The sequence below is a fragment of the Roseomonas sp. E05 genome (genome assembly GCF_030063475.1).
Taxonomy (GTDB): Bacteria; Pseudomonadota; Alphaproteobacteria; order Acetobacterales; family Acetobacteraceae; genus Pseudoroseomonas.
Genome location: NZ_JASIRT010000022.1, coordinates 42,927 through 69,634, shown reverse-complemented (window position 1 = coordinate 69,634; position 26,708 = coordinate 42,927). Strand labels below are relative to the sequence as shown.

Below are 26,708 nucleotides of genomic sequence, written 5' to 3'. Positions count from 1 at the left end.
CCGCACATTCCGGCCCATAGCAGCCAGCGATGAAGCCGCCCGCCCGCCGCCCCCGTCCCGACGCCGCCCGTGGTGCCCCCCAGCGCCCGCGCAACCCCACCCGCAGCGCCGCGCTGGCGCTGCTGAACGCCGTGCTGCTGCGGCACCGCGGCCTGGAGGAGGCGCTGGACGCCCTGCCGCCGGCCGAGGCGCGGGACCGCGCCGCCGCCCACCGCATCGCCGCCGCGGTGCTGCGCCGCCTGGGCAGCCTGGACGCCGTGCTGGAGCCGCTGCTGCGCCGCGAGCCGCCGCCCGAGGTGCGTCAGGCGCTGCGCATCGGCGCCGCCGAGCTGCTGCTGCTGGACACCCCGCCGCATGCCGCCGTGGCCAGCGCCGTGGACCTGGTGCCGCGCCCCTTCGCCGGGCTGGTGAACGCCGTGCTGCGCCGGGTGGCCGAGCAGGGGCCGGCCGCGCTGGAGGAGCTGGACGGCGAGCGGCTGGACACGCCGGGCTGGCTCTGGTCCGCCTGGCATGCCGCCTATGGGCCGGCGGTGCGCGCCATCGCCCGCGCGCACCGTGCCCCGGCGCCGCTCGACCTCTCGCTGCTGCCCGGCGCCGAGCCTCCGGCCGGGGCGGAGCGCCTGCCCACCGGCACCGCCCGCCTGCCGCCCGGCACCCGCATCACCGAGCTGCCGGAATTCGCCGCCGGCCAGGCCTGGGCGCAGGACGCCGCCGCCGCCCTGCCGGCACGCCTTCTCGGCGCCACCTCCGGGATGGCGGTGGCTGATCTCTGCGCCGCGCCGGGCGGCAAGACGGCGCAGCTCGCCGCCAGCGGCGCCCGCGTGGTGGCGGTGGAGCGCGACGGCAACCGCCTCGGCCGGCTGCGCGAAAACCTGACCCGGCTGCGGCTGGAGGCCGAGCTGGTGCAGGCCGATGCCGCCGAATGGAGCCCCGGCACGCGCTTCGACGCCGTGCTGCTGGACGCGCCCTGCAGCGCCACCGGCACCATTCGCCGCCACCCGGACATACCGCACCTGAAGCGCGCCAGCGACATCCCGACCCTCGCCGGGCTGCAGCGGCGGCTGCTGGAGGCCTCCGCCCGGCTGCTGGTCCCCGGCGGGCGGCTGGTCTTCGCCACCTGCTCGCTGCAGCGGGAGGAAGGCGAGGCGCAGGCGGCGGCCGGTATCCCCGGGCTGGTGCCCGAGCCGATCCGGCCGGAGGAAGTGCCGGGACTGGAAATGACCCTCTCGCCGGAGGGGTGGCTGCGCACGCGGCCCGACTTCTGGACGGAGCAGGGGGGGATGGACGGGTTCTTCGTGGCCCGCTTCCGCGCCGCCTGAAGCCGTGGCCAAGGGGGCGCCGCCCCCTTGGAACCCCCGCCGGGGTGACCGTGTCACCCCAGACCCCGCCTTCAGCGGCCGCCCCATGGCAGGTGCGCGGCGGGGTTTTTGCCCTGCGAAAAGGTTGACGTGGTCCGGGGAGAGCGGCGCCCGCCCTGGCAGACTGCTCCGGATCGCCGTTCTGTGATCGTCCGGCTTCTTCCGCCGGGCGGCAGGGTCCGTGACAACGCGGCTTCTTCCGGGAGGGCGCCGAGGGTAAACCTCTGGACTTCTTCCTCTCTCGCGCCTTGTCCCCTCCCGGCCCTGAAGGCATAACGTTTCCTGTGACACGTCCGGTGAAAATCGCCCCGTCCCTGCTGGCCGCCGATTTCGCGCGGCTTGGCGAGGAAGTTGCCGCCGTCGAGGCCGCCGGTGCCGACTGGCTGCACCTCGACATCATGGACGGGCATTTCGTGCCCAACATCAGCTACGGCCCTGCGGTGCTGAAGGCGCTGCGCAAGCACACGCGCATGCCTTTCGACGTGCATCTCATGATCGCGCCCGCCGATCCCTATCTGCCGGCCTTCGCCGAGGCGGGAGCGCAGCGCATCAGCCTGCACCCGGAGGCGGGGCCGCACCTGCACCGCTCGCTGCAGAGCATCCGCGCGCTGGGCTGCTCGCCCGGCGTGGTGCTCAACCCGGCGACGCCGGTCGCCGCCATCGAGCATGTGATGGACCTGCTGGACCTGATCCTGGTGATGACGGTGAACCCAGGCTTCGGCGGCCAGGGCTTCATCGACAGCCAGCTGCCGAAGATCGCCACGCTGCGGCGGATGATCGACGCCACGGGGCGGGAGATCGCCCTGCAGGTGGATGGCGGCGTGACCGCCAGGACGGCGCCGCGCTGCATCGAGGCAGGGGCCGACGTGCTGGTGGCCGGCACCGCGGTGTTCGGCGCGCCGGACTATGCCGCCGCCATCGCCGCGCTGCGCGGGGATGGCGCCTGATGGCGGACTGGCTGCGCGGTGCCCGCCGCATGGTGGCCGGGCTGAAGCCGGTGAAGGTGCCGGAGGCACCCGCCCGCGCCTTCCGCGATCTCTGGCCGGGTGATGCCACCCGCGGCCATCGCCTGCTGCGCGGCGAGTGCGAGGTGGCCGGCACCGTCCGGCCGCTGACCACCGTCGAGGGAGGCGGCCAGGGCTGGGGCGAGGGCAGCGGCTCACCGACCTGGCGCGCCGCCGTGCACGGCTTCGCCTGGCTGCGCGACCTGCGGGCGCTGGGCACCGACGGCGCCCGGCTGCGCGCGCGCGACCTCGCCGCCGACTGGCTGGCGCATGGCGCGGCCGAGCCGATCGCCGCCGCGCCGGAGGTGACGGGCGCGCGGCTTTCCGCCTGGCTCGGCCACTGGGACTTCCTGGCCGCCACCGCCGAGGACGGCTTCCGCCACGCGCTGATGGTGCGGATGGCGCAGGACGCGCGCGGGCTGGTGGCCTCGCTGCCGGTGGAAAGCCGCCACCGCGGCGCGCTGGCGGCGCTGAAGGGCGCGCTCGCCGCCGCCATCGCGCTGAACGACGACGGCTGGATCGCCCGTTGCCTGCGCGTGCTGCCGCAGGAGATCGAGCGGCAGATCCTGCCCGATGGCGCGCATGTCGAGCGCAGCCCGGGCCAGCTCCTGCTGGCGGTGCAGGACCTGATCGAGATCCGCAACCTGATCCACGGCGCCGGGCTGGAGGCGCCGCCGCACCTCTCCCTGGCGCTGGACCGCGCGGCGCCGGCGCTGCGGCTGTTCCGCCACGGCGATGGCGGGCTGACGCTGTTCAACGGCACGCGCGACGAGGGCGCCGCGCTGGTGGACCTGGTGCTCACCCAGGGCCAGGCGCGCGGCCGGGCCCCGCTGATCCTCGCCGAGGCCGGCTTCCAGCGGCTGCAGGCGGGGCGCACGCTGGTGATCATCGACTGCGGCCCGCCGCCCGAGGGCCGCGTGGCACCGGGCCCCTCCGGCCTGTCGCGCCAGGCGGACCGCTTCCACCATGCCGGCACGCTTTCCTTCGAGATGTCGGTCGGGCGGGACCGGCTGATCGTCAATTGCGGCGCCGCCACCGCCGCCGAGGGGCCGTGGCGCGATGCGCTGCGCGCCACCGCCGCGCATTCCACCCTGACGCTGGCCGACACCAACAGCAGCGAACTGCGCGAGGACGGCCTCGGCCGCCGCCCCGAGACGGTGGAGGCCGAGCGGCAGGAGGCCAACGGCGCGCAATGGCTGGATGCCAGCCATGACGGCTATCGCCGCGGCTTCGGCGCGGTGCACCGGCGGCGGCTCTATCTTTCCGAATCGGGTGACGACCTGCGCGGCGAGGATGCCGTGGAAGGCGAGAACCTGCCCGGCTATGCCGTGCGCTTCCACCTGCACCCCAGCGTGGTGGCCAGCCTGCAGGAGGAGGACAATGCGGTGCTGCTGCGCCTGCCTTCCGGGGCGAGCTGGCGGCTGCGGGCCAGCCGGGCCAAGCTTTCGGTGGAGGAGAGCGTGTTCATGGCCGGCGAGCCGCGCCGCACCTCGCAGGTGGTGCTGACGGCCGAGGCGGGCACGCCTTCGGTGCAGTGGGCGCTCAGCCGGGTGAACCTGCCGAACCCCGTGAAGGGTGAGGAATAGCGCGCCGGGGCTCGGGCATCCCGCGCCTTGATCCTTTCGCCGGCGGGCAGCGTCCGCCGGCCCTGGCAGAAAAAAGATGGGGGGTCCGGGGGGAATTCCTTCCCCCGGCCTTTTCCCGGATCGCCTCCGATGAAGATCGCCGAAGTCTGCAACGTCGATTTCGCGCTGCGCCATTTCGTACTGCCGCTGATGCGCGGCGCACGGGCGCGTGGGCATGAGGTGGTGGGCATCTGCGCCGAAGGGCCGCTGCTCGATCTTCCCCGTGCCGAGGGTTTCCGCATTCTCCCCGTGCCGATGGCGCGCAGCCTGAACCCGGCCGCCCAGGCGCGCGCCTTCCGCGCCCTCGTGGAGGTGTTCCGCGCGGAGAAGTTCGACCTGGTGCACGCGCATATGCCGATTTCGGGCCTGCTGGCGCGGGCGGCGGCGAAGGCCACGGGCGTGCCGCGCATTGCCTATACGGGACATGGCTTTCTGTTCAACCAGCCCGGCCCGCTGTGGCGGCGGGGCCTGTCGTTCGGCCTGGAATGGCTCGGCGGCCGGGCGACCGACGTGTTCCTGACGGTCAGCGAGGAAGAGGCGGCGGATGCACGGCGCCTCGGCATCGCACGGGGTGCGGTCGGCATCGGCAACGGGCGCGACCCGGCGCGCTTCCATCCCGACCCGGCGGCGCGCGCCGCCCTGCGCGCCGAGCTCGGCGCCGGCGAGGCGGATTGCGTGGTGGTGATCGTCTCGCGGCTGGTGCGGCACAAGGGCCATCCCGAGCTGCTGCGGGCGATGGAGCAGGTGCCGGGCGCCACGCTCTGGGTGGTGGGCGAGCGCCTGCCCACCGACCACGGCCCCGACATGGCGGAGGACTTCGCCCGCGCGGAGCGGCTGCTCGGTCCGCGCCTGAAGCGGCTGGGCTATCGCGAGGATGTGGCGCGCATCCTCGCGGCGGCGGATGTCTTCTGCCTGCCCAGCCATTTCGAGGGGCTGCCGATGTCGGTGATCGAGGCGATGCTGACCGGCCTGCCGGTCGTGGCGACCGATACCCGCGGCCCGCGCGAGCAGGTGCGGGAGGGCGAGACCGGCTTCCTGGTGCCGCCCGGAACGGTGGAGCCGCTGGCCGCCGCGCTCAATCGCCTGGCCGGTGACCCGGCCCTGCGCGCGCGCCTGGGCGCGGCCGGCCGCGCCCAGGCGCTGGAACGGTTCGACGAGGCCCGCGTGGTCGGGCGGACGCTCGATCTGCTGGGCCTCTAACCGCTTCCCCCCTGCGCTGGCCCGGTTGTCCCTTTGCGTCTATAGGACCGCGCCATGGATGCCCCTGCCTTTCCGCCCGCCATGGCCGTTGCGGGCTTCGGTGCCGCCGCGCCGCACCGCCAGCGCCACCTGATCCGTGATGCCGACATCCTGCCGGGCGCCGCGCAGGGCGGGCCCGCACCCATCGGAGCGTGAGGGCGCGGCGGACGCTGCACCCGTCCCGCTGCCTTCATCCGGCCATGCTGCCTGTCTATCCGCGCCACAGGGCCGTCTTTCCTTCTTTCGACATATGGTCCCTGCGGAGGTCCTCCGCCGCGGGGGAGAGGTAAGCACCACGATGAACCAGAACCCCGTGCAACTGATCCGCCCCCGGCGCTTCGGTGATGAGCGTGGATGGTTCGTCGAGTCATGGAACCGCGACCGCTTCGCGGCCATCGGCATCCGCTGCGAGTTCGTGCAGGACAATCATTCGATGTCGGCCACTCCGGGGACCTTGCGCGGCCTGCATTTCCAGCGCCCGCCGCATGCGCAGGACAAGCTGGTGCGCTGCCTGCGCGGGAGGATCTTCGATGTCGCCGTGGACCTGCGGAAGGGCTCGCCGACCTACGGGAAGTGGGTCGGCGCCACGCTGACAGCCGAAGGCGGCGAGCAGCTCTTCGTGCCGGCAGGCTTCGCACACGGTTTCGTGACGCTCGAGCCGGGGACCGAGGTCGCCTACAAGACCTCGGCCGTCTATGCGCCCGAATGCGATGCCGGCATCCGCTGGGACGACCCCGACATCGGGGTGGGCTGGCCTCTGCCGGCCGAGGGCCCGATCCTCTCCGGCAAGGACCGGACGCAGCCCGCACTGGCCGGGTTCGATAGCCCCTTTGGGTATGACGGCCGGCCGCTCCAGCCGCTCGGCGAGGCGCTGGTTCCCTGATAGAATTCCGTATCGTCCCGCCTGCCCGCAGAAGGATGGCCTGTCCTTGCAACCCCGCTCACTGAACGTTCTGGTCACCGGCGGCGCCGGCTTCATCGGCTCTGCCCTGGTCCGTCGCCTGGTGGCCGAGGGGCGCCACACGGTGCTGAACCTGGACAAGCTGACCTATGCGGGGACGCTGACCTCGCTCACCACCGTCGCGGATGCGCCGAACTACCGCTTCGTGCAGGGCGACATCGCCGATGCCGCCCTGCTGGCCCGGCTGTTCCCCGAATTCGACCCGGATGTGGTGGTGCATCTCGCCGCCGAGAGCCATGTGGACCGCTCGATCGACGGGCCGGGGGCCTTCATCCAGACCAATGTCGTCGGCACCTTCACGCTGCTGCAGGCGGCGCTCGGCCACTGGCGCGGCCTGCCGGAGCCGCGCAAGGCGGGCTTCCGCTTCCACCACGTCTCGACCGACGAGGTCTATGGCTCGCTCGGCGCCGAGGGGCTGTTCACCGAGACCACGCCCTACGATCCGCGCTCGCCCTATTCGGCCAGCAAGGCGGCCTCCGACCATCTGGTCAGCGCCTGGCACCACACCTATGGCCTGCCCACGCTGATCACCAACTGCTCGAACAACTACGGCCCCTACCACTTCCCGGAGAAGCTGATCCCGCTCGTCACCATCAAGGCGCTGCAGGGCGAGAAGCTGCCGGTCTACGGCCGCGGCGAGAACGTGCGCGACTGGCTCTTCGTCGAGGACCACGCGCGCGCGCTGCAGACGGTGTTCGAGCGCGGCACGCCAGGCGAGACCTACAATGTCGGCGGCAATGCCGAGCGGCAGAACATCGCGGTGGTCCGGCAGATCTGCGCTGTGCTCGACCGGCTGCGCCCGCGCAGCGACGGCAAGTCCTACGCGGAGCAGATCAGCTTCGTCACCGACCGCCCGGGGCATGACCTGCGCTACGCGATCGACGCCAGCAAGCTGCGTGAGACGCTGGGCTGGCAGCCGCAGGAGACCTTCGAGAGCGGGTTGGAGAAGACCATCCGCTGGTATCTCGACAACGAGGGCTGGTGGCGCCCGCTGCTGGAGCGCAGCTATGGCGGCGAACGCCTCGGGCTGGCGGGCTGAGGGGGCGGCAATGAAGGGCATCGTGCTCGCCGGCGGCTCCGGCACAAGGCTTCACCCGGCCACGCTGGCGGTCAACAAGCAACTGCTGCCGGTCTATGACAAGCCGATGATCTACTACCCGATCTCGGTGCTGATGCTGGCCGGCATCCGCGAGATCCTGGTGATCTCCTCGCCCGAGTTCCTCGATCTGTACAAGCGCCTGCTCGGCGACGGCAGCCAGTACGGCATCTCCTTCACCTATGCGGTGCAGCCGAAGCCGGAGGGGCTGGCGCAGGCCTTCATCATCGGGCGCGACTTCGTCGGCGATGACCGCGTGGCGCTGGTGCTGGGCGACAACATCTTCTACGGCGCGCGTCTCTCCGAGATGCTGCGGCAGGCGGCGGCGCGCGAGAAGGGCGCGACGATCTTCGCCTACTATGTCGAGGACCCCGAGCGCTATGGCGTGGTGGAGTTCGATGCGAAGGGGCGCGCGCTCTCGATCGTCGAGAAGCCGCCGCAGCCGCGCTCTCACTGGGCGGTGACGGGGCTCTACTTCTACGACAACACGGTGCTCGACGTCGCCGCCGCGGTGAAGCCTTCCGCACGCGGCGAGCTGGAGATCACCGACGTCAACCGGCACTATCTCGAGGCCGGCACGCTGCATGTCGAGCAGATGGGCCGCGGCTATGCCTGGCTCGATACCGGCACGCATGATTCGCTGCTCGACGCCGGCGAGTTCGTGCGCACCCTGCAGCAGCGCCAGGGCCTGCCGATCGCCTGCCTTGAGGAGGTCGCCTTCCTCAACGGCTTCATCGATGCCGAGCAGCTGCGCGTGCGCGGCAGGCTTTTTGCCAAGACCGGCTATGGCCAGCACCTGCTGCGCCTGGCGGACGGGGCAGTCTGAGAGGAGACAGCGCCATGCGCATCCTGGTTGCCGGCCGCACCGGCCAGCTCGCCCTCGAACTGGCTGACCGGCTGCCGCAGGACGGCCATGCCGTGACGGCGCTGGAGGCGCCGGAGCTCGACCTGACCGATCCCGAGAGCATCGCGCGGACCGTGCGGGACGCGGCGCCGGAAGCCATCGTCAACGCCGCCGCCTATACGGCGGTGGACCGCGCGGAGGACCAGCCGGAACTGGCCCATGCCATCAACGCCACCGGCGCTGGGCTGCTCGCCGCGGCGGCGGCGGCGCGCGGCATTCCGTTCGTGCATGTCTCGACCGACTATGTCTTCGACGGCTGCAAGGGCAGCCCCTATGTCGAGGCCGACGCGCCTTCGCCGCCCGGCGTCTATGGCGCCTCGAAGCTGGCGGGGGAGCGGGCGGTGATGGCGGCCCATCCGCGCTCCGTGGTGTTGCGCACGGCCTGGGTCTGCAGCCCGCATGGCAACAACTTCCTGAAGACGATGCTGCGCCTCGGCGCGGAGCGCGAGAGTCTCTCGGTGGTGGCCGACCAGCACGGCGCGCCCAGCTTCGCCGCTGACCTCGCCGATGCCATCGCCCGGATGCTGCCGCGCCTCCAGGCGGAGCAGGCCGGCAGCGAGGCCTTCGGAGTGTTCCATCTCACCGGCCAGCCCTGGACCACCTGGCACGGCTTCGCGGCGGAGATCTTCCGCCAGGCCGGGGCGCGCGGCCGGCCGGTGCCGCAGCTCAAGGCCATCGCCACCAGCGAGTACCCGACGCGCGCGCAGCGCCCGGCCGATGGGCGGCTGGATTGCAGCCGCATCGGTGCCGTGCATGGCATCACGCCCGCCGACTGGCGGGAGTCCCTGGCGCGCTGCCTGGATTCGCTGATCGGCCGGTGAAAAAGTTCGGGGGAAGGAATTCCCCCGAGCCCCCATCTTCTTTTTATCAGTTGAGGGTTGTGCTCTCCGCAAGCGCGGGAAACCCGAAGAAAAAAGATGGGGGCCTGGGGGAATTCATTCCCCCAGCCTGCTTGTCCCGGGCGTGCATCATGCCGCCATCTTGTCGTGATGGTTGCGGATCGTTTGCCGCCGCACGCGCTCCTCGTGGTAAAGCCATGCGCATGCCTCGTTCCCCGGTGCGCGCAGGCCGCGCTGCGCCGCTCACCTCCAGTCGCGCCGGCCCGGCCCGGCCGGCCGTTGCCCGGCCAATGCGCCGGCGCGGGCTGTTCGGCCTGCTGCTGCGCTGGGCGCTGCTGCTCGGCATCTGGGGCGGCGTCGCGCTCGCCGTGCTGCTGCTCTGGTTCACCTGGGACCTGCCGCGCCCCAGCGATGCGCTGGTCGCGACGCGCCGGCCCTCGGTGACGCTGGAGACCTCGGACGGCCATCTGCTCGCCACCAGCGGCGACCTGTATGGCGAGCGGGTGCGCCTTTCCGAACTGCCGGCCTACCTGCCCGGCGCGCTGATCGCGGTGGAGGACCGGCGCTTCCGCGCGCATTTCGGCGTGGACCCGATCGGCCTGCTGCGCGCGGCGATGAGCAACCTGCGGGCCGGCGGGGTGGTGCAGGGCGGCTCGACGCTGACGCAGCAGCTTGCCAAGAACCTGTTCCTTACGCCCGAGCGCAGCCTGCGCCGCAAGGTGCAGGAGGCGATGCTGGCGCTTTGGCTGGAGCACCGCTTCAGCAAGGACCAGCTGCTCGAGATCTATCTCAACCGCGTCTATCTCGGCAGCGGCGCTTATGGCGTGGATGCGGCGGCGCGGCTCTATTTCGGCGTGCCGGCGAAGCGCGTCACGCTCTGGCAGGCGGCGATCCTCGCCGGGCTGCCCAAGGCGCCCTCCCGCCTCAATCCCCGCACCGCGCCCGAGGCGGCGATGCGGCGGGCCACCGATGTGCTGGGGGCGATGGTGGATGTCGGGCTGATCACGCCGCAGCGCGCCACGCTGGAGGCGGAGCGCATGGCGCTGCCCCCGCGCCCCACCGGCGATGCCGGCTGGTTCGCCGAATGGGTGCAGGGCGACCTGGCCGAGGACTACCCCACCGCGACCGACCTGACGCTGCGCACCACACTCGACCGCAAGGCGCAGGCCGTGGTGGAGCGCCACCTGGAGGCGATGCTCTCCGGTCCCGGCCGGGCGGCGCATGTGGGCCAGGGCGCGGTGGTGGTGCTGGACGCGCGTGACGGGGCGGTGCGCGCCATGGCCGGTGGCCGCTCCTACCGGCAGAGCCCCTTCAACCGCGCCACCATGGCGTGGCGGCAGCCGGGCTCGGCCTTCAAGCCCTTCGTCTGGCTGGCCGCGCTGGAGAAGGGCGCGAGCCCGGAAGACACCGTCTCCGACGCGCCGCTGACGCTCGGGCGCTGGTCGCCCGGCAATGGCCGCTGGCGCTCACGCGGCGCCATCACGCTGCAGGAGGCCCTGGCGCACAGCATCAACACCGCCGCCGTGCGCCTGCTGTTGCAGGCCGGCGGGCCGGAGGCGGTGGCGCAGGTGGCGCGGCGCCTCGGCCTGCCGGGTCGCTTTCCCAAGGATGCCTCCCTGGCGCTCGGCACGGCGGAGGTGACGCTGCTGGACCTCACCGCGGGCTATGCGCCCTTCGCCAATGGCGGCTTCCGCGTCACGCCCTATGGCGTGGAGCGCGCCGAATCCGTCGAGCGCCTGCTGGCCGTGCCGCGCACGGCGCCGCAGCGGGTCATCCCCGCGGGGGAGGCCGCGGCCATGCGCCGGATGCTGACGGCGGTGGTGCAGGGCGGCACCGGGCGCGCCGCCGCCGTGCCGGGCCGCGCCGTCGGCGGCAAGACCGGCACCACGCAGGATTCGCGCGATGCCTGGTTCATCGGCCTCGCCGAGCCCCTGGTCATCGGCATCTGGCTGGGCAATGACGACGCCAGCCCGATGGAAGAAGTGAGTGGCGGCACTTTGCCGGCACGGTTGTTCCACGAGATCCTGGAGGACATTACGCCATGACCGACGCGCCCGACAGGATGGCCGGCCTGGCCAGGCCGATGCAGCACGCGGTGAACAATCTGTTCATGGTGCTGAACGCGAATCTCGACTCGGTGGCGTCCAGCCTGCCGCCGGAGGACCGCAGCGCCCTGCGGGTGAAGCGCGCCCTGGAGGGCGCGAAGGGCCTGGAGGCGCTGCTGCGCGCCTATTTCCGCCTCGGCCGCCCGGCCGAGCGGAGCCCGGTCGATTCCGGCCGCTTCCTGGAGGCGGTGCGGCCGGTGCTGGCCCTGGCGGTGGGCAAGCCGCTCAAGGTGGAGGTGCTCTCCACCGCCACCATCAGCCCGCCCCGGCCGGAAGTGGACCTCGCGCTGCTCGACCTGATCGTGGGCGCCCGCGAATTGCCGCCTGGCACACCCCACCTCACGCTGGATGGCAACGTCATCACCGTGAACTGGGCGCCACCGGAAGGAGCGGAGGCCGCGCTGACGGCCGCGGGCCTCACCGTCACGGCAGAGGCCGGGACGACGCGCGTCACCCTGGCCTGAGGAGGGTCCGGGCCCGGCTCAGCGTCGGGAGGAGCCGCGCATGTAGTGGCGCTCGGGGCGGTACTGATCGCCCCGCAGCCAGCGCCACAGGTTGCGCAGAATCCGGCGGCTGCATGCGGGCAGGTCATGCAGAGGAAGCATCTTGGATTTCGGCATCGGGGGCGCGGTGCTTGCTGATGGAAAGTTTGTTTTCCTCGACAACACTTAACGCATCATTAATGCGACACCGCCAGTGGCTCGGAAGAGGCAGGATGCGGATTTTCAGGTCACTGTGTCCTGCCCTGCTTCTGGCAGCATCATGGGCTGCCAGTTCTCCGGGCATGGCCCAACCGGTGCGCCTTCCAGGCCTTGGCAGCAGCGACCCGCGGCAGGCGGTGGCGGCAGCGGTGCCCTGGCGTGCGCTGGGGCGTGTGCAGACCGAGCTGGGTGGCCGCTGCACCGGCGCGCTGATCGCCCCGCGCACGGTGCTGACGGCGGCGCACTGCCTCGTGGCGCCGCGCACCGGCCGCTTCGTGCAGCCGCAATCCGTGCACTTCCTGCGCGGCTATCATCTCGGGCGCTGGGAAGCGGCGGGCCGCGCGGTGCGCCTGCAGACCGGCCCTGGCTTCGATCCCGCGCGCCGTGGCCCGCCCGAGGCGGACTGGGCGCTGCTGACGCTGGACCAGGATGTGGCGGAGGGCGTGCGGCCGCTGTTCCTGCAGCGGCGCCTGCCGCCGCCGGGCACGCCGCTGATGCTCGGCGGCTATCAGCAGGACCGGCCGGAGCTGATCCTGGCCGACCGGGACTGCCATCTGCTGGGCCTCGCAGGCCACGGAGCTGCGCGACTGCTGGTGCATGATTGCGCCGGGACCCGGGGGGCCAGCGGCGCGCCCGTGCTGGCGCAGGAGGCGCCGGGCGTGTGGTCCGTCATCGGCATCGCCGTGGCCGGCGCGAAGGACGCCGCGCGTGGGCTGGCTGTTCCCACCGCCGCGCTGCCGGAGGCGCCGTAGCAGGCCGGGGGGAATGAATTCCCCCGGACCTCCCATCTTTCTTCTTCAGGTTTCCGCGCTGGCGGCCAGGGATGCGCAAACCGACAAAAAGAAGGTGGGCCAAACCTAAAGCAGATCCCGTTCCGATGGCATCATCGGAACGGGTGAAGATGCTCGTCAAAACAAACGGCCAGAGCGTTTTCCGCAAGCCAGGGCGAACGGAAAATGCTCTGTGAGTCTGACCGGGGAATTCCTTTTTCCGGCCTTGCTTTTGCCCTCAGGCGACCGCCGGCAGTGGCGCTGGCGCGCGGCGCTGGCGCACGCAGAGATAGAGCACCACCACCCCGAGCATGCCCGGCAGCACGGCAAGCGAGGGCGTCATGGCCAGCCATGCGACCGCCGCTCCCGCGAGGCAGCCCGAGGCAGCGCCGATATCCCAGCCCGCCTCGGTGGCGAAGTGGAAACGGTAGGCGGCGCCGGACTGCTTGGCCCGGTCGTAGATCACGCTCATCAGCACCGGGCCGTAGAGGCCCATGATGGCGGCGCCGGTGGCATTGGCGAGGGCGGCGGCGAGCGGCGACCAGCTCGCCCCGGCGCGCAACAGGAAACCGAGGCCCAGCGCCAGACAGACACCGACGAGATAGCGCTCGCGCTGGCCGCGGTCGATTGCCCGGCCGCAGAGCATGCCGGCGATGGCGCCGGCCAGCCCGGCCGCCGCATTGGCCAGGCCGAGGGCCTCGAAACGGGCGCCGAGCGCGGCGAAGAGCACCATCGGCCAGGCCAGCACCAGGCCCGAGGCGATCCAGCCATCGGCGGCGAAGGCGGCGAGGCCAAGCCGGTCGATGCCGCGCATCGACTCGCGCAGGGCGGGGATGGGGCCGGCGGGCAACTCCGCCATGCGCAGGAAAGGCGGAATGGAAAGCAGCGCCAGCGTGCCGGCGATGGCGAAGTCCGCGGCGGGCCCGGCATGTTCCAGCAGCAGCCCGCCGCCGAGCGGGCCAAGCACGCCGATCACGGCGGCAATCGCGGTGCGCAGGCCAAGTTCCCGCCCCCGCCGGCTGGCCTCGCCCGTGACGGCCATCGCCGCGTGATAGACCGGCCAGTAGAGCGCCTCGGCCGCCGCCACGATCAGCACCCAGGCGGCGAACCAGAAGGGCGTGTCGGCGTGCAGCAGGGGCACGAACTGCAGCGCGCCGAGCGCCACGCCGCCGGCCAGCGCCCGCTTGAAGCCGAGGCGGCGGGTGATGCCGAGGGCGGCGAAGCGCAGGCCGAAACGCAGCATCAGCAGCCCGGCATAGGCGGCGAGCGCGGCCGGCAGGCTGAAGCCCAGCTTCAGCAGATAGGCGCCGACGAAGCCTCCGGCGAGCGAGGCCGCGAGCTGGAACAGGCTGAAATGCAGGGTGAGGAGGCGAAACTGGCCGGTGCCGGGGAACATGGCGGATCCTGGAGGAAGGAAGGCGCGGATGGATGCCGTGCCCGGCCAGGATTTCGCGCGTCAGAATGTGCCGATCAAGAGTTTGCGAGGGGAGGCTTCATCTTCTTGGGCGGGCGTTGCTGCGGTGCCGCATCATCGCCCGGGACAGCGGGCGCGGTGGCGCCGCGAGGGGCTGGCCCATGCCGGCCGGCGGCGGGGACGGGAGGGTCCGGGAAGGGGCCGGCAGCACCGCCGCCCGTGCCAGCAGGAACAGCGCCAGGGCCAGCGGCAGGCAGGCCGGGAAGCCGAAATGGCCGAAGGCCAGCGCGCCCGCCACGCCCCCACCGGTGAAGCTGCCGAGCAGGGCGGCGAGCAGCCGCAGCTTGGTGCGGTCGGCGCGGACATGCGGCGCCTGCGGGTCGAGGAGGGGAGTGTTCCAGTAGAGCAGCTTGCCCAGCTCGATGCCGATATCCGTGACCAGGCCCGTCACGTGGGTGGTGCGGATGCGGGCATTGGAGATCTTGGTGATGGTGGCGTTCTGCAGGCCCATCAGGAAACAGAGCAGCGGCACGGCCAGCGTGGCCGGCGCGGCGGACGGCAGCGCTCCGCCGCCGAGGCCGGCCGCCAGCAGGAGCGCCGCCTCCAGCCGCAGCGGCAGGGCATAGGGATTGTGCCGCCGGTTGCGTCGGCCCCAGTTGATCAGCACGGCCGAGCAGGCCGCGCCTGCCACGAAGGCAACCAGGGCCGTCAGCCCGGCCAGCACCAGCCCGGTGGCGCCCAGCACCAGATCGTCGGCCACCGCCGAGACGATGCCCGACATGTGCGAGGTGTAGCGCCCGACCAGCATGAAGCCGCCGGCATTCACCGCGCCGGCCACGAAGGCCAGCGTCAGGCCGAGGGTGACCTCCGTCACCGGAGTGGTGCCCTGGCGCCCGGGCAGGCTGCCGCGCCGGGTGCCGGCGCCGTCCTCCGCGAGGCCTGCGATATGGTTCACCGGTGGCGGCCCCGCTCCAGGATCTCGAGCGTGTATTCGCGATAGGTCATGCCATTGGCCTCGGCGCGCGCCAGCCGGCGCAGCGCGATCTCGCGGGGCGGCGTCTTCCAGGCCCGCCGCTGCGCGCGGCGCCAGCACCAGGCGTTCCAGGAGGGGTCCGGCTCCGGGTCGAGCGGCGGCCCGCCGTTATGGCCGATCCCCGTCATGCCCGATGGCGCCGACGGACCATGTCAGGAGGCTGCCAAGGGGGCATCATGCGGGGAGGGCTTCATCCGAGGGCCGGCCATTCAGGCGCATTATGCGCGAAGCCCGCCGGGTGCCAAATCAAAACGGCCCGGATCAAAAAGGCCGGGCCGGAGGTCGTTCCCTCTGGTCCGGCCTCGGGCGATGTCAGGCGCGGTCGTCGCGCCGCGCCCCGGCCTCGCCGCGGCCATTCAGTTCCAGCGCCTCATCAAGGCCGGCGATCATCCGCTGCAATCCCGGCAGCCGCGCCGCGGCGGGCGATTCATGCGCCTTGCCGAGCGTCCCGGCGATGTGGGTGCGGCGGGCCGCATAGGCTTGCTGTCTCAGGACACGCAGGTTGTCGGTCGCGGTCATGGTGATTTCCTCCATTTCGGCATCTGTCGTGCCGGCCCAGAAGATTCCCCTCCGCGGAGGACGAGACAAGGTGTCGATCGCCGCCGACAGGACAGGGCAGGGTGGAAAGCGCGGAAACTCCCACCTTCTTGAGCGGTTGCCGGCCTGCGGCGGGGCCGTGGCGGGGGGACTGCACCGCCTGGTCCGCCCGGAGGGAGGAGGAACAGATGGCCGACTCGCAGCGTGAGCCCCGCGAGGCGCCCTGGCGGCACCCCTTGCGTGCCTTCCTCGCCGAGGTGCTGAGCGACCATACCCAGACCGTCGCCGCCGCCCTGGCCTTCCATGCGATGTTCGGCGTGCTGCCGGCGCTGGCCGGCGCGGCGGCGCTGCTGGGCAAGGTGGCCGATCCGGCGCTGCTGCGCGGGCCGGTGCAGTCGGGCGCCGAGCGCCTGCTGGCGGACAAGGCCGCCGCCTCCGTGCTGGTCGAGTTCGTGACGACGGTGCCGCAGGGTTTCGGCTTCGGTCTCGGGCTGGTGCTGAACCTGCTGGTCGCGCTCTGGGCGGCGCAGCGGGCCGCCAGCGGCCTGCTGACCGCGCTCAACATCGTCTATGACCAGACGGAGCGGCGCGGCTGGCTGCAGCGGGAGGGCATCGCCGTCGTCATCGCCTTCGCCGTCTTCCTGCTGCTGACCCTCACGCTGGCGTTGCTCGCCTTGCCGCCGCTGCTCACCGGCCATGTGGAGAGCGACCTGCTGGACCTCGTCAGCATCGCCCGCTGGCCGGCGCTGGTGCTGCTCTTCGCCCTGGCCGTCGGCGCGCTCTACACCTATGCGCCCAGCCGGGCACGGCCGCAGCGGGACTGGGCCTCCTGGGGCACCGTCGCCGCCACGCTGCTCTGGGTCGCGGCCTCGATCGGGCTTTCCGTCTATGTCTCGCACGCGCAGAGCTTCGGCGTCTTCTACGGCTCGCTGGGCGGCGGCGTGGTGCTGATGATGTGGTTCTACCTCACCGCGCTGGCGCTGCTGGCCGGCGCCGAGGTCAACGGGCTGCGCCAGGAATGGGCGGAGCGGCGCGAGGACCCGGTGAAGCGGGGGCTGCGCGACCGGGAACGCCGGCCGGATGGGGATGGCGGCTGAGCGGGCGGTGCCGGCGGGCGGTGGCCCTCCGGCGCGTCAGAGGCCGAGCAGCCCCGGCAGTCCGCCGATGTCCGGAATGACCTGCGCGCCGTAGTGGGGAAGGGTTGGCTCATGGCCGCGCGCCACATGCACGCGCCGGCCGATTCCGAGGTCGTGCGCCGCCATCAGGTCGTAGCGGTAGCTGGAGGAGACGTGCAGGATCTCCCCCGGCTCGGCGCCGAGCTGGTCGAACATGTATTCGAAGGCGCGGAAGCGCGGCTTGTAGGCCCCGGCCTGCTCGGCCGTGAAGACGGCGTGGAACGGCGCCTCCAGCTTCGCGACGTTGTGGCGGATCTGCGCGTCGGCGGCGTTGGAGAGGATGACCAGCGGGAAATCCCGCGCCACGCGCCTCAGCGGTTCCGGCACGTCGGGATGCGGACCCCAGCCGGGGATGGCCTCATAGAGGCGCTGGCCATCCGCCGCCGCGAAGGCGATACCGTGCCGTCGGCAGCTCCGCTCGGCGGCGCAGGCCAGCACCTCCGCATAGGGCTTCCAGGCGCCCAGCACCTCGTCGAACCGGTAGGCGGCGAAGTCCCTGAGGAAGGCGTCCATCCGCCCGGCCGGAAGGCGCCCGGCGAAGACCTCGCGGGCCAGCGCGCCGATGCGGAAGTCGGTCAGCGTGCCGTAGCAGTCGAAGGTGATGAACTTCGGCCGGAAGCCGGGCATGGCGTGATCTCCCGAGATGCGGATGAAGGCGCGGCGCCCCGTTGTGCGCTGCACTGTCCCGCCGCGCGGAATGCGGCATGATGGCGGGCGCAATGCGCGAAAGGAAGGAGAAGCCGTGTCTGGCCACTGTGTGGAGGCGGAGGTCGCGCTGCGGCCGCTGACGGCGGATGATCTGGAGGCGGCGCGGGGCCTGTCGCAGGCCGTGGGCTGGCCGCATCGGCTGGAGGACTGGCGGTTCGTGCAGGCGCTGGGCTCCGGCCTCGCGGCCGAGCGCGCCGGCCGGCTGCTCGGCACGGTGATGGGCTGGCACTTCGGCACCGGCTATGCGGCGCTGGGCATGGTGATCGTCGCGCCCGAGGCGCAGGGCCAGGGCCTCGGGCGGCGGCTGACCGCGGCGGCGGTGGCCGCGCTGGAGGGGCGCGGCATCCTGCTGCATGCCACGGCGGCGGGCCAGCCGCTCTATGCGAGCCTCGGCTTCGTCACGTCGGGCGAGGTGTGGAAGCATGAGGGTGTCGTGGCGCCGGCCGGGCCGGCGGTGCCCGGCGCCGGAGAGCGGCTGCGCCCGGCAGAGCGCCGGGACGCGACGATGCTGGCGGCGCTCGACCAGGCGGCGACCGGGCTCGACCGCGCGCCGCTGATCGCGGCGCTGCTCGCCGGCGCCGAGGCCGTGGTGCTGGAGCGCGAGGGCGGGCCGGCCGGCTTCGCGATGCTGCGCCGCTTCGGCCGGGGCTGGACGGTCGGCCCGGTGGTGGCGCCGGACGCGGCCGCGGCGCAGGCGCTGGTGGCGCACTGGCTCGCGGCCTGCGGCGGCCGCGCCCTGCGCATCGACGTCCCGGCGGAAAGCGGCCTCTCGCCCTGGCTGCGGGCGTGGGGGCTCCAGCCGGCGGGCGCCGCCACGGCGATGCGGCGCGGTCCGGCGCCGGCGTCCGGCGGGGTGGTGCACCGCTTCGCGCTGGTCAATCAGGCGCTGGGCTGAGCCGCGCTTTCAGCCTCGTCTCCTTCGCCGGGCCTTATCGGGCGTGGCGTCTTGCCTGCCATCGGGCCCCCCGGCCAGCAGGACGCCGCAAGGCGGGCCTTCCGCACCGGGGAGGCCCCCGATGCGCCCCCGATGCGCTTCGGGGGGCGGAACGGAAGAGCATCGGCGGCGTTGCCAGGGAGGCGCCGGATTCGGAGCGTTCCCGCTGCCTGGCCCGCAACCCATGGAGACCGACAATGCCCGAACTGCGACTGCCCGGCGAACTCATCGAGCCGGCGCGCAACGCCTTCGAGCGCGGCGCTGCCTCGGTGTCCGGGACCACGCCGCTGGAGCCGGCGGCGATCGAGGGCGCGCGCGCCGCCCTGCTGCGGGCGGCGAAGGCCGGAGAGCGGGCGGAATGCGGCGTCGAACTGGCGCCGCAGGAGCTTGAGGCTTTCCGGGCGTGCTTCCTGGCGGGCGGGGAACACGCCGCTGGGCTGGAGGATGCGCAGTGGCGCGCCATCCTGGCCGCCATCGATGCGGCGGAAGGCATGCGGCGCCCCGACATCGCCTGAGGGGGGCCGATGGACGGCTTTTCAGTCGGCGTGCCCGGCCGGGTGGGCCAGGATGGACGCCGTGACCACGTGTGAGGGGAATGCCAGGGAATGGAAGACTTCAGGCCGCTGCTGACCGCCGACCTCGCCGGCTGGCGCATGGCCGGACCGGGCGGATTCCGCTGGGCGGCGCCGGGAGTGCTGGAGAGCTTCGGCGGCTCCGGCCTGTTCTGGTTCGCCGATGCGGCCTTCGAAGACTTCGTGCTGAAGGTCGAATGGCGCATCCAGCGGCCGGACGACAATTCCGGCGTGTTCATCCGGTGTCCGCCGCTGCAGGACAGCCCCGGGCCCGCGATCGAGCGCGGCTATGAGATCCAGATCGACGACCGCGGCTATGACCCGAAGGGGAAGCAACTGGACAGTCCGCTGCACCTGACCAGCGCGATCTACCGGCTGGCGCCGGCCAGCGGCCACCTCTCGCATCCCTGCGGCGACTGGAACGAGTTCATCATCCGCGCCAAGGGGGACCATTTGGCGGTCTGGCTGAACGGGACGCCCGCCGCGCATCTCTTGCCCGCCACGCGGGAACCGCGCGGGCACATCGCCCTGCAGAACCACCACGAGGGTTCGGCGGTGCAGTTCCGGCGGCTGGACGTGATGGCGCTTTAGCCGGGCAGGAGGGGCTCCACCCCTCCTGGACCACCCCGCCGGGGGAACCGAGTTCCCCCAGGCCCCCGCATTAGAACAGCGGCCGCGTCAGCCCGGTGGCCAGCGCCGCCTCGGCCCGCCGCAGATCGACGGGTGTCGAGAGGTGGAACCACGCCCCGTCATGCACCAGGCCGAACAGCCGCCCCGCCTCGATGGCACGGTTCCACAGCAGGTTCATGCTGAAGGAGCCTGCCGGCGCGCCCTCGAAGAGGCGCGGATGCACCATCTGCAGCCCGGCGTAGAAGTAGGGGGCGATCTCCCGCTCCTTCGGGCGGCGCACGCGGCCGAGCGGGTCGAGCAGGAAGTCGCCACGGCCGACCTCGCCCTCCACCGCGGTGGCACGCACCACCAGCAGCAGGGCGTCCATCGCCGCCGCATCGAAGCGGTGGGCCAGGCGCTCGATGGTGGGGGTGGGGCCGTCCAGCCAATAGGCGTCGCCGTTCACCACCAGGAAGGGATCGGCGCCGAGATGCGGCAGCGCGTCGCGCACCCCGCCGCCGGTCTCCTGCACCGGCTCCTCGCGCAGCACCGTGGGCGGGTTGGGGCGCGCCGTGCAGACCGCCTCCACCTGCTCGGGAAACCAGTGGGCATTGACCACCACCTTGCCGATCCCGGCGGCGTCGATGCGGTCCAGCGCGTGGTCGAGCAGGCTGCGCCCAGCCAGCGGCAGCAGGGGCTTTGGCTTCGCCTCGGTCAGCGGCCGCATGCGGGTGCCGAGGCCGGCAGCCAGCACCATGGCGGAGTTGAGGGTGATCACGCGGCGTCGTCCTTGGTGGGGCTGTCGGGGTTGCGCCGCAACTCGGCGGGCACGTGGCGGTCGAGGAAGGCGGCGAGCGGGGCGGCGGCGGGATGGCGCAGCGCCTGGGCCAGCAGCGCCCAGCAGCGCGGGCCGTGCCGGAGGTAGTGCGGCTTGCCGTCGCGGCGGTCCAGCCGCACCCAGAGGGCGGCGACGCGCAGGTGCCGCTGCGCCGCCATCGCCGCCATCGCGGCACGGAAGGCGGCGGGGTCCAGCTCCGGCCGGGCGGCGAGATAGCGGGCGAGGGCCGCCTCGCGCACGGCGGGCGCCACGTCGCGGCGGGCGTCCTCGGTCAGGCTGACCATGTCATAGGCGGGATGGCCGAGGGCGGCGTCCTGGAAGTCCAGGATGCCGACGCGGCGCGGCCCGGCGCGGTCCGGCAGGTGCATCAGGTTGGCCGGGAAGTAGTCCCGGTGCACCAGGCAGCCGGCGCCGGCGAAGGGCGTCAGCATGGCGTGCAGGGCGGCCATGAACCCGGCCCGGATCGCCTCGCCGGGGGCGGCGCCGAAGGTGGCGGGCCACCACCAGTCCAGGAAGGTCTGCGCTGCCGTCGCCGCCATGCGCGGGGCTTCCCAGTGCGGCAGGCCGGGCGGCGGCGGGGCGGCGTGCAACGCGGCGAGCGCCTCGGCGGCCGCCTCGTAGAGCGGCTGCGGCGCGGCGCCGGCATCCAGCAGCATGGCGTGGGTCTCGTGGCCCAGGTCCTCCACCAGCAACAGGCCATGCGGCGCGTCCTCGGCCAGGATGGCGGGGGCGGAAAGGCCGATGCCGGCGATGTGCCGCGCCAGCTTCAGGAAGGGGAGGAGATCCTCCTCCGGCGTCAGTCCGACCCTGGGCGCGTCGGTGCAGTCCATCAACAGGGCGGGGCGCGGCCCGCCGTTCAGGCGGGTGTAGCGGCGGTGGCCGGCATCCTGGGGCAGCGGCGCGCGCGCCGCCTCCGCATAGCCATGGGCGGCCAGAAAGGAATCCGTAGGGGTCATGCTGCGGCAAGGAGGTGCCGCAGGCCGCGGCGATTGCCAAGCGCGGAATGCGTCAAAGCCCGGCCAGGGCCGCCAGCCGCGCATCCCAGCCCCGCAGCGCGGCATGGCGGGCCTCGCCTTCGGGGTCGGGGCGAAGCGTCAGGTGCAGCGCCCCGGGCGGGGTCAGCCAGCCCAGCCGGTCCGGCCATTCGACCAGCACGATGCCCTCGCGGGCCTCCTCCCAGCCCAGCTCCTCCAGCTCCTCGGGGCCGGCGAGGCGGTAGAGGTCGAAATGGTGCGCCGGGCCGCGCGGCAGGTCATAGCCCTGCACCAGGGTGAAGCTGGGGGAGGGCACCTCCAGCGCCGGATTGTGGGCGGCGGCGCGCAGGAAGGCGCGGCAGAAGGCGGACTTCCCGGCGCCCAGCGGCCCCTCCAGCAGGATTGCGTCGCCCGGGCGCGCGAGCGCGGCGACGCGCGCGGCGAGCGCCTCGGTGGCGGCCAGGTCGGGCAGGAGGAGGTGCAGCGTCTCGGGCATGGGCAGGAGGCAATCTGCCCCCGGGGCGCGGCCGTTTTCAAGGGCAGGCGGAGGCGGGCCGCCACGCGCCACCGAACCTGCCGGCGTTTCCGCTGTTCAGCTGGGGACACTCCAACAGAGAGGCCCTGCCGCATGACCGACGATACCTCCCCCTCCCGTCGCGACGTCTTCCGCGGCATGGCCGCCGGAGGGATCGCCTCGGTGGTCGCCGCGCCCGCCATGGCGCAGACGGCCTCCGGCTCCGGCTCCGTCTCCGGGCAGGCCGGCGCCGCGCCTGCCTTGTCCAACCCGCAGGACCGCTTCCCCAAGCCGCCCTTCGAAATGCAGACCCAGCCCTGGCCGGCGCTGCAGTCGAAGATGACGCCGGTGCCCGACTGCGGCGAGGAGAGCTACAAGGGCTCGGGCCGGCTCACCGGCCGCAAGGCGCTGATCACCGGCGGGGATTCCGGCATCGGCCGGGCTGCGGCCATCGCCTATGCGCGCGAGGGCGCGGATGTCGCCATCAACTATCTCCCCGCCGAGGAGCCGGATGCGCGCGATGTCGCGGACCTCATCCGCAAGGCCGGGCGCAAGGCGGTGCTGATCCCCGGCGACATCCGCGAGGAGGCCTTCTGCAAGAGCCTGGTGGACCAGGCGGTGCAGCAGCTCGGCGGACTCGACATCCTGGTCAGCAACGCGGCCTACCAGCATGCGCAGAAGTCCATCCTGGACATCTCGACCGAGCAGTTCGACCAGACGATGAAGACGAACGTCTATGCGATGTTCTGGATCGTGAAGGCGGCGCTGCCGCAGATGCCGGCGGGCTCGGCGATCATCTGCACCAGCTCGATCAACGCGCAGCGGCCCTCCGAGTACATTCTCGACTATGCCTGCACCAAGGCGGCGAACGCGATCTTCGTGCGGGGGCTCGCCAAGCAGGTGATCGGGCAGGGCATCCGCGTGAACGGCGTGGCCCCCGGGCCGTTCTGGACGCCGCTGCAGGTCGGCGGCGGGCAGACCGCCGACGGACTGAAGACCTTCGGCAGCAGCACGCCGATGGGGCGGCCCGGCCAGCCGGTGGAGCTGGCCTCGGTCTATGTCGAGCTGGCGGCGGCCACCTCCAGCTACACCACGGGGCAGATCTACGGCGAGACCGGCGGCGTCGGCTGGCCCTGAGCGGCGCATCCGGGGAAGGCGGCGGCCCTTAGGGGAGGGCCGCCCTTTGCCGCCGCCCCTTTGCCGTCGCTGGCCAAAGCCTCTATGCACGGCAGCCGGACGCGGAGGTACTGTTCCCCATGCTCGATCATTCCCCCGAGACGGCGCATGTCGCGGTGGAGGCCGATGTTGCCATCATCGGCGCCGGCCCCACCGGCCTGTTCGCGGTGTTCGAATGCGGCATGCTGCGGATGAAATGCGTGGTGATCGACACGCTGGAGGCGATCGGCGGGCAATGCGCCGCGCTCTATCCGGAGAAGCCGATCTACGACATTCCCGCCCATCCCGCGATCGCCGGCGGCGAGCTGATCGAGCGGCTGGAGGCGCAGGCCGCGCCCTTCGCGCCGGTCTATCTGCTCGGCCGCCGCGTCGAGGCGCTGAAGGAGCAGGAGGGCGGCCTGTTCGAGCTGCGCACCAGCAAGGGCGAGGTGGTGCGGGCCAGGGCGGTGATCCTGGCCGCCGGGGCCGGCGCCTTCGGCCCCAACCGTCCGCCGCTCAATGACCTGGCCGCCTATGAGGCGACCGGCGCGGTGCGCTATATGGTGGCGCGGCGCGAGGAGTTCCGGAACAAGCGCGTGGTGATCGCCGGTGGTGGCGACTCGGCGGTGGACTGGGCGCTCAGCCTGAAGGACGTGGCCGCGCGGGTGACGGTGGTGCATCGCCGCCCGAAGTTCCGCGCCGCGCCGGAGAGCGTGGCGCAGATGGAGGCCGCCGCCGAACGGGGCGAGATCGAGCTGGCCATCCCCTACCAGCTGCACGGCCTGCGCGGCAGCGGCGGCGAGCTGGACCATGTGGTGCTGGCGACGCTGAAAGGCGAGGAGAAGGCGGTGCCGGCGGACCACCTGCTGGCCTTCTTCGGCCTGTCCATGGAACTCGGCCCGATCGCGGAGTGGGGCCTGGGCCTGGAGCGCAGCCACGTCATGGTGGAGCCTTCCACCTGCGCCACCAACATCCCGGGCATCCACGCGATCGGTGACATCGCCACCTATCCCGGCAAGCTGAAGCTGATCCTGCAGGGCTTCTCGGAGGCGGCGATGGCGGCGCATGCCATTCATCCGCGCATCTTCCCGGGCGAGGCGCTGCATTTCGAGTACAGCACGTCGAAGGGCGTGCCGCTGGGCTGAGGCAGGTCCAGGACCCTCAGGGTCCTGGCGGGGGAGTTCCAGAGGGGGCGGCGCCCCCTCTGGCCGACGCGGAAGGAGATGCGGAATGGCCGAGGGGCGCCTTTTCATCGGCACCAAGATGTATTCCTCCTGGTCGCTGCGCGGCTGGCTGGCGGTTCGCCTGGCCGGCCTGGAGGTCGAGGAGGTGGTGATCCCGCTGGCCGGGGGCGCCACCGCGGCGGTGAAGGAGGCCACGCCTTCCGGCACGGTGCCCTATCTGGAGCATCGCGGGGCCCGCATCTGGGAGAGCCTGGCGATCATCGAGTATTGCGCCGAGACCGCGCCCTCCCTCTGGCCGGCCGATCCGGTGGCGCGCGCCCAGGCCCGCAGCATGGCGGCGGAGATGCATGCCGGCTTCCGCGGCCTGCGCATGGCCATGCCGATGACCATCCTGAACCGCTTCCCCGGCCAGGGCCGCACCCCGGAGGCGCTGGCCGACATCGCCCGCATCGAGGCGATCTGGCGCGAGGCGCTTCTGAACTCGGGCGGGCCCTTCCTGTTCGGCGCGGGCTTCGGCGCGGCGGATGCGATGTTCGCGCCCGTGGCGTGCCGCTTCCTGACCTGGGAGCCGGAGCTCTCGGAGGCCAGCCGGGCCTATGTGGATGCTGTGCGCGCGCATCCGCTGGTGCGGCGCTGGTACGACGAGGCGGCGGCCGAGCCGGCGGAATGGCGCCTGCCGAAATACGAGCCGCAGCCGTGAGCGGCGCCGCCAGCCTCGACCATGTCGGGCTCGGCACGCGGGACGGGCCGGCGCTCTGGGCCGCCTATGAGCGGCTGGGCTTCCGGCTGACGCCGGTGGCGCGGCAGTCCGGCCGGCGCGCGCCCGGTGCGCCGCTCGAGCCGCTCGCCACCGGCAACCGCTGCGCGATGCTGCGCGAGGGCTATCTGGAGCTGCTGGCCATCCTGGAGCCGGCGCGCTTCGACAACGGGCTGGGCGGCTTCCTCGACCGCTATGCGGGGATGCACATCCTCGCCTTCGGCATCGCGGATGCGGAAGCCGAGCTGGCCCGGCTGCGCCGCGCCGGGCTGGAGATCCCGGGGGTCGCGCATCTGGAGCGCCCGGTGGATGCGCCGGATGGGCCGCGCGCCCGCTTCTCCCGCCTGCCGCTGCCGGACGCGCCGGAAGGGCGGCTGCAACTGATCCAGCACCACACGCCCGAGCTGCTGTGGCAGGCGCGCTGGATGGAGCACCCGAACCGCGCCGTGGCGCTGGAGAGCGTGGTGCTGGTGGCGCCGGAGCCGGCCGCCAGCGCCGCCGCGCTTTCGCGCCTGACCGGGCATCCGCTGGAGCCGGACCCGGCGGGGGGCTACGTGCTGCCCCTGCCGCGCGGGCGGGTGCGCATCCTGCCGGCGGAGGCGCTGGAGGCCGTGCTGCCCGGCGTCACCGCCCCCGCACTGCCGTTTCTCGCCGGCTTCACGGTGCGGACAGAGGATGGCAATGCCGCCGTCCGCCGCCTGCTTGGCGGCCTGCCGCTCCGCACGGCGCCGGAGGGGCTGATGGTGCCACCCGAACTGGCCGGGGGCGCCGCGCTGGTATTCCGGCCATGAGCCTTGCCCCGAACGCGCGCGCCATCGGCCGCTCGCTGCGCACCTACTACGCTCCCGGCCGCGCGGAGGCGCTGGATGCCTTCCTCGGCCGCTTCGTGGCGGCGGAAGATCTGGCCTTCGACATCGGCGCCCATGTCGGCGACCGGACCGCCAGCCTGCGGCGGCTCGGCGCCCGCGTGGTGGCGGTGGAGCCGCAGCCGCGGCTGGTCCGACTGCTGGGCCGGCTGTTCGGGAAGGACGAGGGGGTGACCGTCCTCGGCACGCTGGTGGGCAGCCAGCAGGGGCTGGGCCGCCTCCACCTGAACAGCGCCAACCCGACCATTGCCACCGCCTCGGAGGCCTTCATCTCCGCCGCGGAGGGGGCGCCGGGGTGGGAGGGGCAGGTCTGGGACGGCGCCATCGCCGCGCCCGTCACCACGCTCGACGCGCTGATCGAGGCGCATGGCGAGGCCGCCTTCATCAAGCTCGACATCGAGGGTTTCGAGGCCACGGCGCTGGCCGGGCTGTCGAAGCCGGTGCGAAGCCTGTCCTTCGAGTTCACCACCATTCAGCGCCGGGTCGCGCTGGACTGCCTCGACGCCCTGGAGGGGCTGGGCGAGTACAGCTTCAATGCCTGCCTCGGTGAGGAGATGCGCTTCGTGCTGGAAGGGCCGGTGCATGCCGGCACCATGGCGCGCTGGCTGGAGGCGCTGCCCGACGCGGCCAATTCCGGGGATATCTACGCCAGCCTGGAGGAGGCGCGGGTGACATAGCGCGGCCAAAGGGGGGCGCCGCCCCCCCTCTGGACACCCCCCGGCAGGAACCTCAGGTTCCTGCACCTCCCCCGAAGGGAAGGTCCGGGAAACCCGGTTTCCTGATGGGGGGAGCTTAAGGGGGCGACGCCCCCCCGATTCCTCTCGCTGGGCCTCGTT

At 72.7% G+C, this 26,708-nt stretch carries 28 protein-coding genes and 1 pseudogene; 21 read left to right on the top strand and 8 right to left on the bottom strand.

Going from position 1 to position 26,708, the window contains the following annotated elements; all coding sequences use genetic code 11:
• Positions 1–29 precede the first annotated feature (29 nt).
• The 12 genes from QMO56_RS18800 to QMO56_RS18745 all read left to right on the top strand — a co-directional run bounded on the left by QMO56_RS18800 (position 30) and on the right by QMO56_RS18745 (position 12,584).
• Positions 30–1,319: an RsmB/NOP family class I SAM-dependent RNA methyltransferase gene (locus QMO56_RS18800; RefSeq protein WP_283528252.1), complete on the top strand. Its 1,290-nt coding sequence runs from the start codon at positions 30–32 to the stop codon at positions 1,317–1,319.
• 323 nt (positions 1,320–1,642) lie between these two features.
• On the top strand, positions 1,643–2,305 hold the full coding sequence (gene rpe, locus QMO56_RS18795; RefSeq protein ID WP_283528250.1) for a ribulose-phosphate 3-epimerase: 663 nt from the start codon (positions 1,643–1,645) through the stop codon (positions 2,303–2,305).
• Entirely contained in the window at positions 2,305–3,948 is a 1,644-nt protein-coding gene (locus QMO56_RS18790) for a heparinase II/III family protein (protein ID WP_283528248.1), read from the top strand. The genes rpe and QMO56_RS18790 overlap by 1 nt, the downstream gene beginning before the upstream one ends.
• A gap of 129 nt (positions 3,949–4,077) precedes the next feature.
• Positions 4,078–5,187, top strand: coding sequence for a glycosyltransferase family 4 protein (locus QMO56_RS18785; protein WP_283528246.1), 1,110 nt, complete (start codon positions 4,078–4,080; stop codon positions 5,185–5,187).
• Between the two features lie 54 nt (positions 5,188–5,241).
• Positions 5,242–5,382, top strand: coding sequence for a hypothetical protein (locus QMO56_RS18780; RefSeq protein WP_283528244.1), 141 nt, complete (start codon positions 5,242–5,244; stop codon positions 5,380–5,382).
• Positions 5,383–5,524: 142 nt separating this feature from the next.
• Entirely contained in the window at positions 5,525–6,109 is a 585-nt protein-coding gene (rfbC, locus tag QMO56_RS18775) for a dTDP-4-dehydrorhamnose 3,5-epimerase (protein WP_283528242.1), read from the top strand.
• Positions 6,110–6,170: 61 nt separating this feature from the next.
• Positions 6,171–7,226: a dTDP-glucose 4,6-dehydratase gene (rfbB, locus tag QMO56_RS18770; RefSeq protein ID WP_283528281.1), complete on the top strand. Its 1,056-nt coding sequence runs from the start codon at positions 6,171–6,173 to the stop codon at positions 7,224–7,226.
• A gap of 10 nt (positions 7,227–7,236) precedes the next feature.
• Entirely contained in the window at positions 7,237–8,109 is an 873-nt protein-coding gene (gene rfbA, locus QMO56_RS18765) for a glucose-1-phosphate thymidylyltransferase RfbA (RefSeq protein WP_283528279.1), read from the top strand.
• A gap of 14 nt (positions 8,110–8,123) precedes the next feature.
• The gene (rfbD, locus tag QMO56_RS18760; protein WP_283528240.1) at positions 8,124–9,008 is read left to right on the top strand and encodes a dTDP-4-dehydrorhamnose reductase; all 885 of its coding nucleotides are present in this window, start codon (positions 8,124–8,126) and stop codon (positions 9,006–9,008) included.
• A 221-nt stretch (positions 9,009–9,229) separates the two neighbouring features.
• Entirely contained in the window at positions 9,230–11,071 is a 1,842-nt protein-coding gene (locus tag QMO56_RS18755) for a transglycosylase domain-containing protein (protein ID WP_283528238.1), read from the top strand.
• Positions 11,068–11,595 carry a hypothetical protein gene (locus QMO56_RS18750; RefSeq protein WP_283528236.1) on the top strand — a complete coding sequence of 176 codons (528 nt, stop codon included), beginning with the start codon at positions 11,068–11,070 and terminating at the stop codon, positions 11,593–11,595. Before QMO56_RS18755 ends, QMO56_RS18750 begins: the two co-directional genes overlap by 4 nt.
• A gap of 332 nt (positions 11,596–11,927) precedes the next feature.
• Positions 11,928–12,584, top strand: a complete 657-nt coding sequence (locus QMO56_RS18745; protein WP_283528234.1) for a serine protease — start codon at positions 11,928–11,930, stop codon at positions 12,582–12,584.
• Between the two features lie 256 nt (positions 12,585–12,840).
• On the opposite strand, the gene QMO56_RS18740 is transcribed toward QMO56_RS18745, so the two are convergent.
• The 4 genes and pseudogenes from QMO56_RS18740 to QMO56_RS18725 form a co-directional block, all read right to left on the bottom strand.
• The gene (locus tag QMO56_RS18740) at positions 12,841–13,998 is read right to left on the bottom strand and encodes an MFS transporter (RefSeq protein ID WP_283528232.1); all 1,158 of its coding nucleotides are present in this window, start codon (positions 13,996–13,998) and stop codon (positions 12,841–12,843) included.
• Between the two features lie 223 nt (positions 13,999–14,221).
• Positions 14,222–14,917, bottom strand: a pseudogene (locus tag QMO56_RS18735) (YoaK family protein); the annotation flags it as partial.
• Positions 14,918–14,967: 50 nt separating this feature from the next.
• The gene (locus tag QMO56_RS18730) at positions 14,968–15,177 is read right to left on the bottom strand and encodes a hypothetical protein (protein ID WP_283528231.1); all 210 of its coding nucleotides are present in this window, start codon (positions 15,175–15,177) and stop codon (positions 14,968–14,970) included.
• 184 nt (positions 15,178–15,361) lie between these two features.
• Entirely contained in the window at positions 15,362–15,568 is a 207-nt protein-coding gene (locus QMO56_RS18725) for a hypothetical protein (RefSeq protein ID WP_283528229.1), read from the bottom strand.
• 206 nt (positions 15,569–15,774) lie between these two features.
• On the opposite strand from QMO56_RS18725, the gene QMO56_RS18720 reads away from it, so the two are divergent.
• On the top strand, positions 15,775–16,683 hold the full coding sequence (locus QMO56_RS18720; RefSeq protein WP_283528227.1) for a YihY/virulence factor BrkB family protein: 909 nt from the start codon (positions 15,775–15,777) through the stop codon (positions 16,681–16,683).
• 36 nt (positions 16,684–16,719) lie between these two features.
• Here QMO56_RS18720 and QMO56_RS18715 read toward each other — a convergent pair whose 3' ends face one another.
• A complete protein-coding gene (locus QMO56_RS18715) occupies positions 16,720–17,388 on the bottom strand; it encodes a haloacid dehalogenase type II (protein WP_283528225.1) in 669 nt (222 codons plus the stop codon).
• Positions 17,389–17,503: 115 nt separating this feature from the next.
• On the opposite strand from QMO56_RS18715, the gene QMO56_RS18710 reads away from it, so the two are divergent.
• From QMO56_RS18710 to QMO56_RS18700, 3 genes are all read left to right on the top strand, one after another.
• The gene (locus QMO56_RS18710; protein ID WP_283528222.1) at positions 17,504–18,364 is read left to right on the top strand and encodes a GNAT family N-acetyltransferase; all 861 of its coding nucleotides are present in this window, start codon (positions 17,504–17,506) and stop codon (positions 18,362–18,364) included.
• Between the two features lie 236 nt (positions 18,365–18,600).
• Positions 18,601–18,918, top strand: a complete 318-nt coding sequence (locus QMO56_RS18705) for a hypothetical protein (RefSeq protein WP_283528221.1) — start codon at positions 18,601–18,603, stop codon at positions 18,916–18,918.
• Between the two features lie 90 nt (positions 18,919–19,008).
• Positions 19,009–19,566 carry a DUF1080 domain-containing protein gene (locus QMO56_RS18700; RefSeq protein ID WP_283528219.1) on the top strand — a complete coding sequence of 186 codons (558 nt, stop codon included), beginning with the start codon at positions 19,009–19,011 and terminating at the stop codon, positions 19,564–19,566.
• Between the two features lie 70 nt (positions 19,567–19,636).
• Here QMO56_RS18700 and QMO56_RS18695 read toward each other — a convergent pair whose 3' ends face one another.
• Genes QMO56_RS18695 through tsaE form a run of 3 tightly spaced genes read right to left on the bottom strand, consistent with a single transcriptional unit; the run spans position 19,637 to position 21,892 of the window.
• A complete protein-coding gene (locus QMO56_RS18695; protein ID WP_283528217.1) occupies positions 19,637–20,362 on the bottom strand; it encodes a nucleotidyltransferase family protein in 726 nt (241 codons plus the stop codon).
• On the bottom strand, positions 20,359–21,378 hold the full coding sequence (locus tag QMO56_RS18690) for an aminoglycoside phosphotransferase family protein (protein WP_283528215.1): 1,020 nt from the start codon (positions 21,376–21,378) through the stop codon (positions 20,359–20,361). The genes QMO56_RS18695 and QMO56_RS18690 overlap by 4 nt, the downstream gene beginning before the upstream one ends.
• A 52-nt stretch (positions 21,379–21,430) precedes the next feature.
• A complete protein-coding gene (gene tsaE / locus QMO56_RS18685; protein ID WP_283528213.1) occupies positions 21,431–21,892 on the bottom strand; it encodes a tRNA (adenosine(37)-N6)-threonylcarbamoyltransferase complex ATPase subunit type 1 TsaE in 462 nt (153 codons plus the stop codon).
• A 132-nt stretch (positions 21,893–22,024) separates the two neighbouring features.
• Between tsaE and QMO56_RS18680 the strand changes: the two genes are divergently transcribed.
• The 5 genes from QMO56_RS18680 (at position 22,025) to QMO56_RS18660 (ending at position 26,549) form a co-directional block, all read left to right on the top strand.
• A complete protein-coding gene (locus QMO56_RS18680; protein WP_283528211.1) occupies positions 22,025–23,047 on the top strand; it encodes an SDR family oxidoreductase in 1,023 nt (340 codons plus the stop codon).
• Positions 23,048–23,166: 119 nt separating this feature from the next.
• Positions 23,167–24,210, top strand: a complete 1,044-nt coding sequence (locus QMO56_RS18675) for an NAD(P)/FAD-dependent oxidoreductase (protein ID WP_283528210.1) — start codon at positions 23,167–23,169, stop codon at positions 24,208–24,210.
• 85 nt (positions 24,211–24,295) lie between these two features.
• Positions 24,296–24,949 carry a glutathione S-transferase family protein gene (locus tag QMO56_RS18670; protein WP_283528208.1) on the top strand — a complete coding sequence of 218 codons (654 nt, stop codon included), beginning with the start codon at positions 24,296–24,298 and terminating at the stop codon, positions 24,947–24,949.
• A complete protein-coding gene (locus tag QMO56_RS18665; protein WP_283528206.1) occupies positions 24,946–25,797 on the top strand; it encodes a VOC family protein in 852 nt (283 codons plus the stop codon). The genes QMO56_RS18670 and QMO56_RS18665 overlap by 4 nt, the downstream gene beginning before the upstream one ends.
• The gene (locus QMO56_RS18660; protein WP_283528204.1) at positions 25,794–26,549 is read left to right on the top strand and encodes an FkbM family methyltransferase; all 756 of its coding nucleotides are present in this window, start codon (positions 25,794–25,796) and stop codon (positions 26,547–26,549) included. The genes QMO56_RS18665 and QMO56_RS18660 overlap by 4 nt, the downstream gene beginning before the upstream one ends.
• Positions 26,550–26,708 lie beyond the last annotated feature (159 nt).